At 66.5% G+C, this 16,374-nt stretch carries 11 protein-coding genes and 2 tRNA genes; 10 read left to right on the top strand and 3 right to left on the bottom strand.

The window, feature by feature from the left end; translation table 11 throughout:
* The first annotated feature begins 54 nt into the window (after positions 1-54).
* The gene (locus tag AB4Y64_RS02485; RefSeq protein WP_441814860.1) at positions 55-1,401 is read left to right on the top strand and encodes a DUF5692 family protein; all 1,347 of its coding nucleotides are present in this window, start codon (positions 55-57) and stop codon (positions 1,399-1,401) included.
* A gap of 96 nt (positions 1,402-1,497) precedes the next feature.
* Here the strand turns inward: AB4Y64_RS02485 and AB4Y64_RS02480 are convergent, their stop codons facing one another.
* The 3 genes from AB4Y64_RS02480 to mutS all read right to left on the bottom strand — a co-directional run bounded on the left by AB4Y64_RS02480 (position 1,498) and on the right by mutS (position 6,540).
* Positions 1,498-2,133 (bottom strand): DUF937 domain-containing protein, encoded by a 636-nt coding sequence (locus AB4Y64_RS02480; RefSeq protein ID WP_441814859.1) that lies wholly within the window; start codon positions 2,131-2,133, stop codon positions 1,498-1,500.
* A gap of 103 nt (positions 2,134-2,236) precedes the next feature.
* Complete coding sequence (locus AB4Y64_RS02475; protein ID WP_441814858.1) at positions 2,237-3,754, bottom strand: catalase; 1,518 nt, start codon at positions 3,752-3,754, stop codon at positions 2,237-2,239.
* Positions 3,755-3,963: 209 nt separating this feature from the next.
* On the bottom strand, positions 3,964-6,540 hold the full coding sequence (gene mutS, locus AB4Y64_RS02470) for a DNA mismatch repair protein MutS (RefSeq protein ID WP_441814857.1): 2,577 nt from the start codon (positions 6,538-6,540) through the stop codon (positions 3,964-3,966).
* Positions 6,541-6,892: 352 nt separating this feature from the next.
* On the opposite strand from mutS, the gene AB4Y64_RS02465 reads away from it, so the two are divergent.
* The 9 genes from AB4Y64_RS02465 (at position 6,893) to AB4Y64_RS02425 (ending at position 16,281) form a co-directional block, all read left to right on the top strand.
* On the top strand, positions 6,893-9,484 hold the full coding sequence (locus tag AB4Y64_RS02465) for a TonB-dependent receptor (protein WP_441814856.1): 2,592 nt from the start codon (positions 6,893-6,895) through the stop codon (positions 9,482-9,484).
* Positions 9,485-9,546: 62 nt separating this feature from the next.
* Positions 9,547-10,047, top strand: coding sequence for a CinA family protein (locus tag AB4Y64_RS02460; RefSeq protein WP_441814855.1), 501 nt, complete (start codon positions 9,547-9,549; stop codon positions 10,045-10,047).
* Positions 10,048-10,107: 60 nt separating this feature from the next.
* Complete coding sequence (gene lexA / locus AB4Y64_RS02455; RefSeq protein WP_441814854.1) at positions 10,108-10,767, top strand: transcriptional repressor LexA; 660 nt, start codon at positions 10,108-10,110, stop codon at positions 10,765-10,767.
* A 225-nt stretch (positions 10,768-10,992) separates the two neighbouring features.
* Positions 10,993-12,033, top strand: a complete 1,041-nt coding sequence (gene recA / locus AB4Y64_RS02450) for a recombinase RecA (protein WP_441814853.1) — start codon at positions 10,993-10,995, stop codon at positions 12,031-12,033.
* A gap of 20 nt (positions 12,034-12,053) precedes the next feature.
* Positions 12,054-12,605, top strand: coding sequence for a recombination regulator RecX (gene recX, locus AB4Y64_RS02445; RefSeq protein WP_441814852.1), 552 nt, complete (start codon positions 12,054-12,056; stop codon positions 12,603-12,605).
* A gap of 220 nt (positions 12,606-12,825) precedes the next feature.
* Positions 12,826-15,474, top strand: a complete 2,649-nt coding sequence (gene alaS / locus AB4Y64_RS02440) for an alanine--tRNA ligase (RefSeq protein ID WP_441814851.1) — start codon at positions 12,826-12,828, stop codon at positions 15,472-15,474.
* Between the two features lie 138 nt (positions 15,475-15,612).
* Complete coding sequence (gene csrA / locus AB4Y64_RS02435; protein WP_441814850.1) at positions 15,613-15,816, top strand: carbon storage regulator CsrA; 204 nt, start codon at positions 15,613-15,615, stop codon at positions 15,814-15,816.
* A 69-nt stretch (positions 15,817-15,885) separates the two neighbouring features.
* A tRNA-Ser gene (locus AB4Y64_RS02430) sits at positions 15,886-15,978 on the top strand.
* Between the two features lie 226 nt (positions 15,979-16,204).
* A tRNA-Arg gene (locus AB4Y64_RS02425) sits at positions 16,205-16,281 on the top strand.
* Positions 16,282-16,374: the final 93 nt, after the last annotated feature.

The following is a 16,374-nucleotide window of genomic DNA, read 5'->3' as shown; positions in this document are numbered from 1 at the left end:
GGCGTCGGTGGGTCCCGCATGCAAACTGCAATAAGCAAATTCGGGTTCGCGGGCATGTTGCTCACGCTTCTCGGCATCCTCCTGCTGGGTGGCTGCGATGTCCGCAGCGTCGACATCGGGCAGACACCCGGGGAGGGTGGCGAGGCTTCAGCGGCGCCCCCGGGCATCTCGCAGATGGGTGGGGAGTGGGTGGTGATCACCGCCGGCACCGGCAAGAGCGGCGAGAAGGTTGCCAGCTCCTGGTACCTGCTGCGCTTCCGCGAAGACGGCACGGTCAAGCTGCTGTGGGTGACGCCGGGTCACTACGCCCGCGAGCGGGTGAGCTACTCCCAGGAAGACGACGTGGTCACCTTGCACGGCGCAGTGGACGCCCCACAGGTCAACGGCGTGCCCTTCCGGCTCGGCGACGACGGGACCCTGCGTGCCAGCATCCCCGGCACAGGCGGCGGCGGGCAGCTTTCGTTCACCCATCGCGGGATTGCCTGGCCCTACGTCCACTGGGTGCTGATCTTCGCCGGCCTGGCTGCGGCGTTCATGATGTGGCGGCAATGGAAATGGTTCACGCCGATCGTCTGCGGCCTGGGCATCGTGGTGATGAGCTTCTACTGGATCAACGAATCCGGCGTCACCTCGGTGTTCCGCTGGGTCAAGCTCTACACCCTGGTGGTGTCGATCTGGTTCTTCTGGTTCGTGCGCTACACGCCATTGCACAAGTACAAGTGGATGCGCTTCCTGGTGGCCGCGATCCTGGCGGTGAATATCCTGGAGGCGGTCGAGGTGGACTTCACCTCGGGCTACCTGCCCAACCTCCTCAACGGTGCGGCCGGCATCCTCAACATCCTGGCGATCACCCGCTGGAACGCCATCGGCCCCAACCGCACCGCCGTGCGTGACCTGGTGTGGCCCGGCCAGGCGGTGCTGTGGATCATCGCCTACGACATCTGGAACGTGACGTTCTCGTACCTCAACTTCAACGAGTACACCTCCAACAGCATGGCGCTGAACCTGGTGCCGACGCTGATCGCGCTGTGGATCCCGGGCGTCTGGGTGGCGGCCCGCGGTACGACGCTGGGTTTCTTCTACCTGTACCTCTTCACTTTCAGCGTGTTCGTGATGGAGAAGGGGTTCGTGCCGATTCCGATCAACGAAACGTCCGCCTTGGTCGTCGCCAGCGCCAGTTTCGCCATCAACCTGGTGTTGTGCATGCTGGTGTGGAACTGGAAGCTGTTCCAGCGCGGTCCGGCATGGCTGAATTTCGGTCAATACCGCCATGCCGAGCACATTGGCGGCGAGCTCGACTCGATCCATGTCGGCCTGGATACGATTCCGGCAATGGCGGACTATCCGCCGGTGAAGCACGAGGCGGACAAGGCCAAAGCGCAGGTGTCTTCTGCCAGCTAGCAACAAGGACGCAGGGGGTCTGGCCGCGTCAGCGCGGCCAGACTTCGCGGTCGGACCTGACCAGCCCGCAGCGAGCCTGCAACGGAGCGCGCGCAATCAGCGCCGCGGTGCGCTGCCACCCATCATTGAGCCGGCCAATCCGATCAGGTCGGAGAAGTCCGTATCGCCATCGCCGTCGCGATCGAGCACCGCGCCAAGCAGGCCGCCGCCCATACCACCCTGTTGGGTGATCGTCTGATGCTCCTGGCCCAGCGCTTGCTCCAGCGACTGAGGTGAGGCAGGCAGTTGCGCCGCAAGCGTATTGCCGCCGTTGGAGAACATCTGCTTGGCCAGGTAGGCCATCACGATCGGTGCGAGGACCTTCAGCAGCGTTCCGGCCTGGCTGCTGCCGAGCCCGGTTGCGGCTCCCAGTCCCTGCGCCGCGCCCTCCTGGCGCGCACCGAAGATGTGGCCGAGGATCTGCCCGCCCTGGCTGGCGCCGCCACCGCCCATCACCGCGCCGAGCACGCTGCCAATGTCGAGGCTGGCGTGATCGCGTTCGAGTGCGCCGTACAGCGCCTGTGCGCCCTGGGGCTGTCCGGCATTGCGTCCGAGCGCGCCGAGCAGCAGCGGCAATGCCGCCGACACCGCGCCGGTAGCCTGCGACGGCGAGAGTCCGAGTTGTTGTCCGATCTGCGCCAGCGGCTGTCCCTGCAACTGGTTGAGAAGATCGTCGGTCAACGAAGTGGTCATTTCTGTCAGTCCCTTGGGTGGGACTGCGATGCTAGCGCCGCGCCGTTCAGTGGCCGTGACGGTAATCCGTCATCCCCGCGTTCGCGGGGATGACGATGCGACTTCAGCCCGCTTCCATCGGCTCATTGCTGCGCTGCGCCGCGGCCGCCGTTTCCAGACCCAGCGCTTTCGCCACGCCAGCGCCGTACGCCGGGTCGGCCTTGGTGCAGTTGCCGATGTGGCGCAGCTTGATGAACTCCGGCGCGTCGCCCATTGCGCGGGCCGTGTTGTCGAACAACACCTGTTGCTGTTCGCGGTTCATCAACCGGAACAGGTCGCCAGGCTGCTTGAAATAATCGGCATCGTCCTCGCGGAAGTTCCAGAAGTCTGCGTTGCCATTGATCTTCAGCGGCGGTTCGCGGTATTCGGGCTGCTCCTGCCACTGCTGGTAACTGTTGGGCTCGTAGTGCAGGGTGCCGCCGTAGTTGCCATCCACGCGCATCGCGCCATCGCGGTGGTTGCTGTGCACCGGGCAGCGGGCGGCGTTGACCGGGATCTGGTGATGGTTGACGCCGAGCCGGTAGCGCTGCGCATCGGAATAGGCGAACAGGCGCGCCTGCAGCATCTTGTCCGGCGAGACACTGATGCCGGGCACCAGATTGTTGGGCGCGAACGCGCTCTGCTCGACGTCGGCGAAGAAGTTCTCCGGATTGCGGTTGAGCTCCATCACGCCCACTTCGATCAGCGGGTAATCCTTCTTCGGCCAGACCTTGGTCAGGTCGAACGGGTGGTACGGCACGTTCTCCGCGTCGGCCTCCGGCATCACCTGGATGAACATCCGCCATTTCGGGAATTCGCTGCGTTCGATCGCGTCGAACAGGTCGCGCTGATGGCTTTCGCGGTCGTGGCCGACGAGGTCGGCCGCTTCGGCGTCCGTCAGGTTCTTGATGCCCTGCTGGGTCTTGAGATGAAACTTGACCCAGAAGCGCTCGTTGGCGGCATTGATGAAGCTGTAGGTGTGCGAACCGAACCCGTGCATGTGGCGGTAGCTGGCCGGGATTCCGCGGTCGCTCATGACGATGGTGACCTGGTGCAGCGCCTCTGGCAGGCTGGTCCAGAAGTCCCAGTTGTTGCGGGCGCTGCGCAGGTTGGTCTTCGGGTCGCGCTTGACGGCCTTGTTGAGGTCCGGGAACTTGCGCGGGTCGCGCAGGAAGAACACCGGCGTGTTGTTGCCCACCAGGTCCCAGTTGCCTTCCTCGGTGTAGAACTTCAGGGCGAAGCCGCGGATGTCGCGCTCGGCGTCGGCGGCGCCACGCTCGCCGGCCACCGTGGTGAAGCGGGCAAACATCTCGGTCTGCTTGCCGACGGCGCTGAAGATCTTCGCGCGCGTGTATTTGCTGATGTCGTTGGTGACGGTGAAGGTGCCGAAGGCGCCGGAGCCCTTGGCGTGCATGCGCCGCTCGGGAATGATCTCGCGATTGAGGTTGGCGAGCTTCTCGATCAGCCAGACATCCTGCATCAGCACCGGGCCGCGCGGACCTGCGGTCATGCTGTTCTGGTTGTCGACAACCGGTGCGCCGAAGGCGGTGGTCAGCGGGGTCTTGTCGAGCTTGTCGGGCTTGTCGGTGGGGTTGTTGCTCATGGCGCGTTCCTTCGTTGGCGATGTGGCTACGAGGCTATGCAGGAATGACGATCAATGAAAATCGTTTCTGGCGAATGACTCGATAGGGGGAGGCTATCGGCGCGCGCGACGTGTCTACGCGAGCGGGCTTTGCGGCGCCGCTACGAGAGTAATAACCGTTCAGACGTTCACGCGGCGTCTACATTCCGCCGCGGTTGCAGCTTGACTCGTTACGTCAAGGATTTGAGCCGGTAGAGCGCTTCCAGTGCCTGCTTTGGTGTCAGCTCATCAGGATCCAGCGAGACGAGCGCATCGAGTGCGGCCGAGGAAGGCGAGAACAGGCCGAACTGCTGTGGCGCATCGAGGGCGACGGCTGTCAGCGACGGCGTCGGCGTATCGCGGCTTTGTTGTTCGAGCTCGGCCAGCCGTCCGCGTGCCTGCTGCACGACGGCCTTTGGCAGGCCGGCAAGCGCAGCCACCTGCAGGCCAAAGCTGCGGTCGGCAGGACCGTCCTTGACGGCATGCATGAACACCAGCTGGTCGCCGTGCTCCACCGCGTCGAGATGGACGTTGGCGATGCCGCTGCCTGGTTCGGCCAGCGTGGTCAGTTCGAAGTAGTGGGTGGCAAACAGCGTGTAGGCGCGGTTGTTGTGCGCCAGATGGCGCGCGCAGGCCTCTGCCAGCGCGAGGCCGTCGTAGGTCGACGTGCCGCGCCCGATCTCGTCCATCAGCACCAGCGACTGCGCGGTGGCGTGGTGGAGGATGTAGCTGGTCTCGCTCATCTCGACCATGAAGGTCGACTGGCCGCGGGCGAGGTCGTCGCCGGCGCCTATGCGGGTGAGGATGCGATCGATCGGGCCGATGGTCGCGCGCGACGCCGGCACGAAGCTGCCGGTGTGGGCGAGCAGCACGATCAGCGCGTTCTGCCGCATGTAGGTCGATTTACCGCCCATGTTCGGGCCGGTGATGACCAGCATCCGGCGGTCCTCGCCCAGGATCAGGTCGTTGGGCTCGAACGGGTCGCTGCGTACCGCCTCGACCACCGGGTGGCGGCCGCGCTCGATGTGCAGGCCGGGCTCGTCGCCAAGCGTCGGTGCGACCCAGTCCAGCGTCTGCGCGCGTTCGGCGAAACTGCACAGCACGTCGAGTTCGGCCAGCGCGGCAGCGCAGCGTCGCAGCGGTTCGAGGCGGGCATTGAGTACGTCGAGCAGCTGTTCGTAGAGCAGGCGCTCGCGGCTGAGCGAACGTTCGCGTGCCGACAGCACTTTGTCCTCGAACTGCTTGAGTTCCTCGGTGATGTAGCGCTCGGCGCCGGTCAGCGTCTGCCGGCGCGTGTAGTGGGTCGGCGCCTTGTCGGACTGGCCCTTGCTGATCTCGATGTAATAACCGTGGACGCGGTTGTAGCCGACCTTCAGCGTGGCGATGCCGCTGCTGGCGCGTTCGCGCGCCTCCAGGTCGATCAGGAACTGGTCGGCGTGCGTGGACAGCGTGCGCAGTTCATCAAGCTGCGCGTCGTAGCCGTCGGCAAACACGCCACCATCGCGGGCAAGCACCGGCGGCTGCGTCACGATCGCCGACTGCAGCAGGTGCGCGTGTTCGTCGTGCTCGCCAAGCTCGGCCGCCAGTGCGGCCAGGTGCGGCGAATCCAGCGGCGCCAGCTCGGCGCGCACCTCGGGCAGCATCCCCAGGCCATCGCGCAGGGTCGACAGGTCGCGCGGACGGGCACTGCGCAGGGCGATGCGCGAGAGGATGCGTTCGAGGTCGCCAAGGGCACGGAACCGCTCGCGCAGGGAATCGCCGGCGCGTGCATCGACCAGCGTCGCAACCGCCTGCTGCCGCAGCCGCAGCGGCGTGCGTTCGCGCAACGGCCGGTGCAGCCAGCGGCGCAGCAGGCGGCCGCCCATCGGCGTGATGGTGGAGTCGAGTACGCCCAGCAGCGTGTGGCGATGGTCGCCGTCGACGCGGCTGTCGATTTCGAGATGGCGGCGGGTCGCGGCGTTCATCGCGATCGCGCCATCACCGGACTCGACCGCGATCGAAGTCAGGTGCGGCAGGCGCTGCTTCTGGGTTTCCTCGACATAGCCGAGCAGGGCCGCTGCGGCGGCGATCGACAACGGCTTGTCCTCCAGGCCGAAGCCGGACAGGTCGTGAAGGTTGAAGAAGCGCAGCAGTTGGCGGCGGCCGCTGTCGGCGTCGAACAACCACGGCGCGCGCCGGCGCAGGCCGGTGCGCTCGGCGACGAAGGGCGCCCAGCCGTCTTCGTCGGCGATCAGCGTTTCGGCAGGTTCCAGGCGCGCCAGTTCGGCCTCGAGGGCGTCTTCGCTGGCGACTTCGTTGACCATGAAGCGGCCGCCGGCAAGGTCGGCCCAGGCCAGCCCGTAGCCGCTCTTGGCGCGGGCAATGGTCAGCAGCAGCGTGTCGCGGCGCTCGTTGAGCAGCGCCTCGTCGGTGACCGTGCCGGGGGTGACGATGCGCACCACCTTGCGCTCGACGATGCCCTTGGCCAGCGCCGGGTCGCCGATCTGCTCGCAGATCGCCACCGATTCGCCCAGCGCCACCAGCCGCGCCAGGTAGCCCTCGGCAGCGTGGTGCGGAACGCCGGCCATCGGGATCGGCTGGCCGCCGGACTGGCCGCGCTGGGTCAGGGTGATGTCGAGCAGGCGCGCGGCCTTGCGCGCGTCATCGAAGAACAGCTCGTAGAAGTCGCCCATGCGGAAGAACAGCAGCACGTCCGGATGCTCCGCCTTGGCGGCGAAAAACTGCTTCATCAGGGGGGTGTGCTCGGGCGGCCGTTCGGCTGAACTCATGGATCGCGGGTCTTTCGTGCTTGGGGAAGGGCCGGCGACGGGGCCGGCGGACAGGGCGCTAGGCTAACAGCCGGTGGGGATTTGCGGGCCCCGTTGCCTGCGGGGGGATTCCGTGCTCGGTCCGGCGCACCCTGCTGCACTGCCACATGGGGCCTGTCGGCGACATGTTACGGTTTCGTTCGCCGTTCGCTGCCGTTTTCCCATCGGGACCGTGTTGCGTTGGATGGGGTGTCGCCGGTCGCGCGGGACGTGCCGAAAAGGGGGCGCGTGCATTGGCTGTTGGTTCGGACGCCGTACATCCAATCACTCGAGGGGAGGGGACGCGATGGATTCGTGCAAGCCGGTTTTTTCCGTGGGCGCAACAAAAGCAGGCACCCGAAAGCTGCTGGCGCTGGCGATCGCGACAACGCTCGCGGTGCCAGTCTGGTCGGTCCAGGCGCAACAGGCCGCCGCCGCTCCCGTCGTGCAGGGCGGCGAACTGAAAAAGGATGAAGAGCCCACCAACCTGGCGGGACTGACCGTCACCGCGCAGAAGCGCGAAGAGGCGCTGCAGGACGTTCCGATCGCGATCACCGCGTTGCCCGAGCAGCTGCTGCAGGACACCGGCGTTCGCGACGTCAAGGACGTGCAGATCCTCGTCCCCGGGCTGACCGTGACCAGCACCCAGAGCGAGGCGCAGACCACCGCGCGCATCCGCGGCATCGGCACGGTTGGCGACAACGCCGGCCTGGAATCCTCGGTCGGCGTGGTCATCGATGGCGTGTACCGCCCGCGCAACGGCGTCGGCTTCGGCGACCTGGGCGAGATCGAACGCATCGAAGTGCTCAAGGGCCCACAGGGCACGGTGTTCGGCAAGAACACCTCGGCCGGCGTGATCAACGTGATCACCAAGCGCCCGCATTACCTCACCCAGGTCGAGGGTGAACTGACGGTGGGCAACTACAACGCGATCGGTGTTGCCGGTTCGCTCAATGCCCCGATCAGCGACAACGCCGCATTTCGTGTCTACGCGGCCAAGCGCAAGCGCGACGGCTTCACCGACGTGCGTACCGGCGCCGGCCCGCGTGCCGAGACCGAGGACGGGGACCAGAACTTCCACACCCTGCGCGGCCAGTTGCTGCTGGAACCGACCGACAACCTCGACATCAATTTCATCGCCGACTTCACCAGTCGCGAGGAGAACTGCTGCGTCGGCGTGACCACCGTGCGCGGCGCCACCGGCGACATCGTCAACGCCCTGTCGCCGGACGAGGGCGTGGCGCCGGTGGCCGATCCGTTCGCGCGGGTGGCCTGGAGCAACCGCAGCACCAAGCAGGACATCAAGGACAAGGGCGTCGCGGCCGAGGTCAACTGGATCACGCCGTGGTTCGACGGCGCGACGCTGACCTCGATCACCGCCTGGCGCAAGTGGGACTCCATCAATGGCCTGGACTTCGATTTCAGCAGCGCCGACATCCTCTACCGCAACGGCGAGGAGGATGAGTCGCTGACCGGCTTCGAGACCTTCACCCAGGAGTTCCGCCTGACCGGCTCCAGCGACAGCATCGACTGGATGGTCGGGCTGTTCTATTCGGACGAGGACCTGGACCGCAACGAGACCTACCGCATCGGCAACGCCTACGAGCCGTACCTGTCGGTGGCGCTGCTGTCGATGATCAACCCGGCGCTGGGACGCAGCCCGACCGCGCCGCTGTTCCTTTCGCAGGCGAGCGGTCGTCCGGCCGGCACCGTGTTCGCCGGCTTCGGCGCCGATGACGTCTACAAGCAGAACGCGAAGAGCCTGGCGTTTTTCACCAACAACACCTGGCACGCCACCGACGCGCTCGACCTGACCCTGGGCCTGCGCTACACCAGCGAGAACAAGGAACTCGATTCGGCCTATAGCAATCCCAACGGCAGCCCGGGCTGCTCGGCGATGCTCGGCCCGGGTGGGCAGCAACGCGTGGCTGCGGCGCTGCTGGCGCGCGGCGTGCCGGCCGCGGCGTTGCCGGCGGTGATCCCGCAGGTGATCGGCTTCTCCTGCCTGCCGTGGGCGAACCCGCTGCACAACGGCCGTGTGACCCACCAGGAGCGCGACGAGAAGGAATGGTCCGGCACGCTCAAGGCCGCCTACCGCTGGGACGAACACGTGATGGGCTATGCCTCGGCCGCGCGCGGCTACAAGGCAGGCGGCTTCAACCTCGACCGCGTGCAGTCCAACACCGGCCTGTCCAGTGGCGGCTCGGGCATTGTTCCGGTCAACGACACCTCGTTCCCGGGTGAGTTCGTCGACAGCTACGAGCTCGGCGCCAAGACCACCTGGGCCGAAGGCAACCTGCTGGCCAACGCAACGCTGTTCCACCAGACCTACGAGGACTTCCAGCTCAACAGTTTCCTCGGCACCAGTTTCGTCGTGCGCTCGATCCCCGAAGTCGTGTCCAAGGGCATCGACACCGAGCTGCTGTGGCAGGCCACGCGCGGTCTGATGGTGCAGGGCGGCGTGACCTACGCCGACACCCGCTACGGCGACAGCATTCCCGGCGGCGACTTCGTCGCACCGACCGGCGCGCTGTACAAGCTGCCAGGCAGTCGCGTGAGTTTTGCCCCGTACTGGTCGACCTCGGCCTCGGTGACCTACGACTATCCGTTTGCCGGCGACCTGGTGGCGCGCTTCAACCTCGGCGCCAAGTACATGTCCGACTACAACACCGGTTCGGACCTGGACGTCGAAAAGGTCCAGGACGGCTTCACCGTCGTCAATGCACGGGTCGCCCTGGGCAAGCAGAACCGCAACTGGATGGTCGAGCTGTGGGCGCTGAACCTCACCGACGAGGAGTACGCCCAGGTCGGCTTCGACGCCCCGCTGCAGAACGTGTCGCCGGCGCCGAACAATCCGTTCAACTCGTTCAATGCCTTCCTCGGCGCGCCGCGGACGTACGGCATGACCTTGCGGATCCTGTACTGATTGGAGTGATCCCTCTCCCGCACGACGGGAGAGGGGCTTCGACTCCGGCTATCATGCGCGGCATGAAGAACGACGTCTCCGATGCCGCCCTGCATCGCCTCGCCGAGCAGGTGGGCGAAGCGGCCCGCAACCACCGCCAGACCCTGGTCACCGCCGAAAGCTGCACCGGTGGCTGGATCGCCAAGATGCTCACCGACATTCCCGGTTCCTCGACCTGGTTCGAGGCGGGCATGGCGGCCTACAGCTACGAGGCCAAGCAGGCCTTGCTTGGCGTGCGGCCGCAGACGCTCGAGCAGCATGGCGCGGTCAGCCGCGACACCGTGATCGAAATGGTTTCCGGAGCGCTGGTGCATTCCGGCGCGACGCTGGCCGTGGCCGTGACCGGCATCGCCGGACCCGGCGGCGGCACCGAGGACAAGCCGGTCGGCACGGTGTGGATCGCCTGGAAGCGACGCGGTGGCTATCCGACCGCGGTGACCTTCCACTTCGATGGCGACCGCGACGCCGTGCGCCGCCAGAGCGTGGCGGCGGCCCTGCACGGTTTGGCCGAGCTGATGGCCTGACAGGCCGTCCCGCGCCGGGGGCTTGACGGCGGGAAAAGTCCGTTAGTAGTATTGCTACTAATGGACATCACCGACACCCAGCGCACCATCCTCGCCCTGATCGCGCAGCGGATCGAAGCCGAGGGCGTGCCGCCCTCGCAGACCGAGATCGCCCGCGCCATGGGTTTCAGCAGCGTGCGCGCGGCCCAGTACCACCTCGAGGCGCTGGAACAGGCCGGCGCGATCCAGCGCATGCCGGGGCGGGCACGTGGCATCCGCCTGGTGGCGCCGGTTGAGGACATGGCCGAGACGGTCGCGGTGGAGGCGGTCGATCCCGCTGGCGCGGTCTCCGACGACGCCCTGCGCCTGCCGGTGCTGGGGCAGGTCGCCGCCGGCCGGCCGATCGGCGCCGATATCGGTTCCGACCAGGTCGTCCTGCTCGACCGCGTCTTCTTCTCGCCGACCCCGGACTACCTGCTCAAGGTCAAGGGCGACTCGATGCGCGACGAAGGCATCTTCAACGGCGACCTGATCGGCGTGCACCGCACCCACGACGCCCGCTCCGGGCAGATCGTGGTCGCCCGCATCGACGACGAGATCACCGTCAAGCTGCTCAAGATCGGCAAGGACCGCATCCGCCTGCTGCCGCGCAATCCCGACTACGCCCCCATCGAGGTCGAGCCGGACCAGGATTTCGCCATCGAGGGCCTGTACTGCGGGCTGGTGAGGCCGAATCGATGAATTCGTTGATGGCTCTCGACGGGATGTTCCAACGCCACCGTGCGGCGTTCGCCCACGGCCGGTTCCGGCCTGCGCCAATGCGCAGCGGCGGCCGGATCCAACAGATTTGAAATCCAGGCGCGGGAGTCTCAGTCCGTGCGACCTGCCAAGCCTAGATTGTCGCCAACACGTTCGCCCTCAGCACGCCAACACGACCTCAAGCAACACGACCTCAAGGAATCCACGATGGACGAGAACAAGAAGCGCGCCCTTTCGGCCGCCCTGGGCCAGATCGAGAAGCAGTTCGGCAAGGGCTCGGTGATGCGCATGGGCGACCGCGTGGCGGAGCCGGCCGAGGTCATCGGCACCGGTTCGCTGTTGCTCGACATCGCCCTCGGCATCGGTGGCCTGCCCAAGGGCCGCGTCGTCGAGATCTACGGTCCGGAGTCCTCGGGCAAGACCACGCTGACCCTGCAGACCATTGCCGAGTGCCAGAAGCTGGGCGGCACGGCGGCCTTCGTGGATGCCGAGCACGCGCTCGACCCGACCTACGCCTCCAAGCTCGGCGTCAACGTGGACGACCTGCTGGTCAGCCAGCCCGACACCGGTGAGCAGGCGCTGGAAATCGCCGACATGCTGGTGCGCTCGGGTGCGGTCGACATGGTCGTGATCGACTCGGTTGCAGCGCTGACCCCGCGTGCCGAAATCGAAGGCGAGATGGGCGACCAGCTGCCGGGCCTGCAGGCCCGCCTGATGAGCCAGGCGCTGCGCAAGTTGACCGGCAACATCAAGCGTTCCAACTGCATGGTGATCTTCATCAACCAGCTGCGCATGAAGATCGGCGTGATGATGCCGGGCCAGAGCCCGGAAACCACCACCGGCGGCAACGCACTCAAGTTCTATGCCTCGGTGCGCCTGGACATCCGCCGCATCGGCGCGATCAAGAAGGGTGACGAGATCATCGGCAACCAGACCCGCATCAAGGTGGTCAAGAACAAGCTGGCGCCTCCGTTCAAGCAGGTCCTCACCGAGATCCTGTACGGCGAGGGCATCTCGCGCGAAGGCGAGCTGATCGACATGGGCGTGGACGCCAAGCTGGTCGAGAAGTCCGGCGCCTGGTACAGCGCGTACGACGAGCGCATCGGCCAGGGCAAGGAGAACGCCCGCCAGTACCTCAAGGACAACCCGGAGATCGCCAAGCGCCTGGAGGCGGCACTGCGCGAGAAGTTCGTGCCGGCGGACGCGCGCCGTGACGAAGGCGACGACACCGCCACCGCCGAAGAATGAGCTAGCGCCCGGTAGCGTCGATGCAAGGCGACTGGCCACACGATGATGCGCCGGCCGGCGTTGCCGGAGGCGAGGACCGCGACGGGTCCGGCGAAGCTTCCGGGCCCGCCCGCCGCCGCGGCCGGCCGCAGCAGACTCCGCTGCAACGCGCGCTGGGCCTGCTGGCCCGGCGCGAACACTCGCGAAAGGAACTGAGCCGCAAGCTGACCGCTCGCGGACTCGATGCGGCCGATGTCGAGAAGGCGGTAGGCCGTCTGGCTGGCGAGGGCTGGCAGGACGACAAGCGTTTTGCCGAGAGCCTGGTGCGCAGCCGCGCCGGCAGCGGTTATGGCCCGGTCCGGATCCGGGCCGAACTGGCCACCCATGGTCTCGACCGCGAGGCGATTGCCCGCGCCATGGAGACCTACGAGGGCGACTGGGCCGAGAACGCCCGCGACCTTGCCCAACGCCGCTTCGGGTCGACCCTGGCGGAGGAGCTGAACCTGCAGCGCAAGGCCGCCGATCTGTTGCTGCGCCGGGGCTTCGACGGCGCCAGCATCCGCGCCGCGATCCGCTTCGACCCCGACGACTGACCGCGGGCCGCATCGCCGTTGCGGCCCCGAACCAGGCAAGGCCGCAGAGCGGATCCGGCACCGTGGACGGGCCCTGGCGCCTTTGCGCAGAGCCGCCGCCGTCCTGATAACCTAACCGGCTTTCGGGTCCTGGGTTGCCTGCTCCTGTCGACGTCCCCATCGTGAGGGGCATGGGCCGGTCCGCCCAGTCCGGTCCCGTCACCGACATTCGCGCGCAGGCATGAACAACCCCCGTCACATCAGCACCAGCGAAATCCGCAGCGATTTCCTCGAATTCTTCCGTGGCAAGGGCCACACGATCGTGCCGTCGGCGCCCCTGGTGCCCGCCAACGATCCGACGTTGCTGTTCACGAACTCGGGCATGGTCCAGTTCAAGAACGTCTTCCTCGGCAGCGAGAAGCCCGGCTACGTGCGCGCGGCCGACGTGCAGCGCTGCCTGCGTGCCGGCGGCAAGCACAACGACCTCGACCAGGTCGGCTACACCGCGCGCCATCACACCTTCTTCGAGATGCTGGGCAACTGGTCCTTCGGCGACTACTTCAAGGAAGACGCGATCGCGTGGGCCTGGGAGCTGCTGACCAGGGTCTGGAAGCTGCCGGCCGAGCGCCTGCTGGTCACGGTCTATCACTCCGATGACGAGGCGTATTCCATCTGGAACCAGAAGATGGGCATCCCGGCCGAGCGCATCATCCGCATCGGCGACAACAAGGGTGCGCCGTACGCGTCGGACAATTTCTGGCAGATGGCCGACACCGGCCCCTGCGGTCCGTGCACCGAGATCTTCTTCGACCACGGCGACCACATCGCCGGTGGCCCGCCGGGTTCGCCCGACGAGGACGGCGACCGTTTCATCGAGATCTGGAACCTGGTGTTCATGCAGTTCGACCGCCAGCCCGACGGCACCCTGGTGCCGCTGCCGGCGCCGTGCGTCGACACCGGCATGGGCCTTGAGCGCCTGGCCGCCGTGCTGCAGGGCGTGCATGGCAACTACGAGATCGACCTGTTCCGCCACCTGATTGCCAAGGCCGCCGAATTCACCTCGACCGCGGACCTGGGCAACAAGTCGCTGCGCGTGATCGCCGATCACATCCGCGCCTGCTCGTTCCTGATCGTCGACGGCGTGCTGCCGAGCAACGAAGGCCGCGGTTACGTGCTGCGCCGGATCATCCGTCGCGCCCTGCGCCACGGCTGGATGCTCGGCCAGAAGGGTCCGTTCTTCAGCCGCATGGTCGCGCCGCTGGTCGAGGTGATGGGCGATGCCTATCCGGAGCTGGTCGCCAAGCGCGAGTTCGTCGAACGTGCATTGCTGGCCGAAGAAGAGCGCTTCGCCGAGACGCTCGATTCGGGCATGCGCATCTTCGATGAAGTGGCCGCACGCTCCACGGGCGTGATCCCCGGCGCGGATGCGTTCCGTCTCTATGACACCTACGGTTTTCCGGTCGACCTGACTGCCGACATCGCGCGCGAGCGCGGGCTGACGGTGGACATGGACGGCTTCGACCTGTCGATGGAAGAACAGCGCCGCAAGGCGCGCGAGGCCGGCAAGTTCGGCAACGCCACCACGATGCCGGCCGAGCTGGCCGCACAGCTCACGCCGACCCGCTTCCTGGGCTACGACGAACTCGACGCAGAGGGCCTGGAAGTGCTGGCCCTGCTCAAGGATGGACGCCCGGTCGAACAGATCGGTGCGGGCGACGACGCCGTGGTGATCCTCGACCGCACACCTTTCTACGCCGAAAGCGGCGGCCAGGTGGGCGACACCGGCGAGCTCGACGCCGGCGCCGCGCGCTTCGTCGCGCGCGATACGCAGAAGTTCGCCGGCCAGTTCCACGGCCACGTCGGCAACCTTGCCAGCGGCTCGATCAAGCGCGGTGATCGCGTCCGCGCCAGTGTCGATGGCTCGCGTCGCGCCGCCACCGTGCTCAACCATTCGGCCACGCACCTGCTGCATTCGGCATTGCGCAGCGTGCTCGGCGATCACGTCACCCAGAAGGGTTCGCTGGTCGCGCCCGACCGCCTGCGTTTCGACTTCGCCCACTTCGCGCCGGTCAGTGCCAGCGAGCTGGCCGAGATCGAGCGTCGCGTGAATGCAGAAGTGCGTCGCAACCACGCCGCCGAAGTCCGTCACATGGGCATGCAGGAAGCGCTGGATTTCGGCGCGATGGCGCTGTTCGGCGAGAAGTACGGCGACGAAGTGCGCGTACTGCGCATGGGCGATACCTCGACCGAACTGTGCGGCGGCACGCATGTATCGCGCACCGGCGACATCGGCCTGTTCAAGATCGTCTCCGAAGGCGGCGTCTCCGCCGGTGTGCGCCGCATCGAGGCGCTGACCGGGCAGGGCGCACTGGACTTCGTCGCCGAGGAAGAGCGTCGCCTCGACGAAGCCGCCCGCCTGCTTGGCGGCAACGCGGCTGACGTCGCCGACAAGCTTCGTGGCCTGCTCGACCGGCAGAAGAAGCTCGAGCGCGAACTCGAATCGATCAAGGCCAAGGCCGCCTCTGGCGCCACCTCGGACCTGGGCGCGTCAGCGACGCTGGTCGGTTCGGTCAAGGTCGTGGCCACCCGTCTGGACGGCTTCGACGCCAAGGCGCTGCGCGACGCGGTCGATCGCCTCAAGCAGCAGCTGGGCGACAGCGTGATCGTCCTGGCCGGCGCCAGCGACGGCAAGGCGGCCCTGGTCGCCGGCGTCAATGGCGCGGCCGCAGGCAAGGTCAAGGCCGGGGAACTCCTGGCCCATGTGGCCAGTCAGATCAACGGCAAGGGCGGTGGTCGCGCCGACATGGCCCAGGGCGGAGGCGATGACGGTCCGGCACTGGTCCAGGCGCTGGCAGGTGTCGCTGGCTGGGTCGAAGGCAAGCTTAACTGAACGAGAAACATGACCTTCTGCGGTTGCGGTCACGTTTGACCGGCCGCTAATATGGTTCACGTTTGTGTACAAAACTGGAGGCGCTCCCGGGAGCGCCCATTTGCCGGCGGTGGACCTGCCGGCCATAGGAGATGTTAGATGCTGATCCTGACGCGTCGCGTCGGTGAGACCCTGATGATCGGCGACTCGGTGACCGTCACCGTGCTCGGCGTCAAGGGCAACCAGGTGCGGATCGGAATTACCGCACCGAAAGATGTCGCTGTGCACCGCGAAGAGATCTACCAGCGTATCCAGCGCGGCGAAGAGCCCGCTGATGACGCAGGCAAGAACACCGACGCCTGACACAAATTGTTTGCCGTGCGCGGGGCGAGCCGTTATGCTTTGCGCCCGCGCCGACTTGAGTTTTGTCGCGGAGACTTGCCCGAGTGGCCGAAGGGGCTCCCCTGCTAAGGGAGTATGGGGTCAAAAGCTCCATCGAGGGTTCGAATCCCTCAGTCTCCGCCAGTTCTACCGGCGAGGCCCGGGTTCCGCAGTAGTGCATGCACTCCTGAAAACGCCTCGACATGGTTGGCACCATGCGATGCCCGGAACCGCGGAATTCGCCAATCACGAAACACCTTCGGGAGTTTCGTGGACCTGAAGACCCTCGCAATACGCGAGGCCATCGACAGGGAAATGTTCGAAAAATGTTTGACGAATCGAAATCGACCCGTCATAATTTTTCAACTCAGCGCCCGTAGCTCAGCTGGATAGAGCACCAGGCTACGAACTTGGTGGTCGGGAGTTCGAATCTCTCCGGGCGCGCCACACAAGAAAGCGAAGGGCCGATGGGAAACCATCGGCCCTTTTGCTTTGTAGCAACGTGCGGCCGATGGGAAACCATCGGCCCTTTTGCTTTGT

This window comes from Lysobacter sp. TAF61 (assembly GCF_052113485.1).
GTDB lineage: Bacteria > Pseudomonadota > Gammaproteobacteria > Xanthomonadales > Xanthomonadaceae > Lysobacter_J.
Note: the sequence above shows the minus strand (reverse complement) of the source record. Positions and strands in the feature narration are given on the sequence as shown.

Excerpts from the sequence above, each read along its gene's own strand:
- AB4Y64_RS02485 (WP_441814860.1), top strand. The coding sequence starts at position 55 with ATGTTGCTCACGCTTCTCGGCATCCTCCTGCTGGGTGGCTGCGATGTC.
- AB4Y64_RS02480 (WP_441814859.1), bottom strand. The coding sequence starts at position 2,133 with ATGACCACTTCGTTGACCGACGATCTTCTCAACCAGTTGCAGGGACAG.
- AB4Y64_RS02475 (WP_441814858.1), bottom strand. The coding sequence starts at position 3,754 with ATGAGCAACAACCCCACCGACAAGCCCGACAAGCTCGACAAGACCCCG.
- mutS (WP_441814857.1), bottom strand. The coding sequence starts at position 6,540 with ATGAGTTCAGCCGAACGGCCGCCCGAGCACACCCCCCTGATGAAGCAG.
- AB4Y64_RS02460 (WP_441814855.1), top strand. The coding sequence starts at position 9,547 with ATGAAGAACGACGTCTCCGATGCCGCCCTGCATCGCCTCGCCGAGCAG.
- lexA (WP_441814854.1), top strand. The coding sequence starts at position 10,108 with ATGGACATCACCGACACCCAGCGCACCATCCTCGCCCTGATCGCGCAG.
- recA (WP_441814853.1), top strand. The coding sequence starts at position 10,993 with ATGGACGAGAACAAGAAGCGCGCCCTTTCGGCCGCCCTGGGCCAGATC.
- recX (WP_441814852.1), top strand. The coding sequence starts at position 12,054 with ATGCAAGGCGACTGGCCACACGATGATGCGCCGGCCGGCGTTGCCGGA.
- alaS (WP_441814851.1), top strand. The coding sequence starts at position 12,826 with ATGAACAACCCCCGTCACATCAGCACCAGCGAAATCCGCAGCGATTTC.
- csrA (WP_441814850.1), top strand. The coding sequence starts at position 15,613 with ATGCTGATCCTGACGCGTCGCGTCGGTGAGACCCTGATGATCGGCGAC.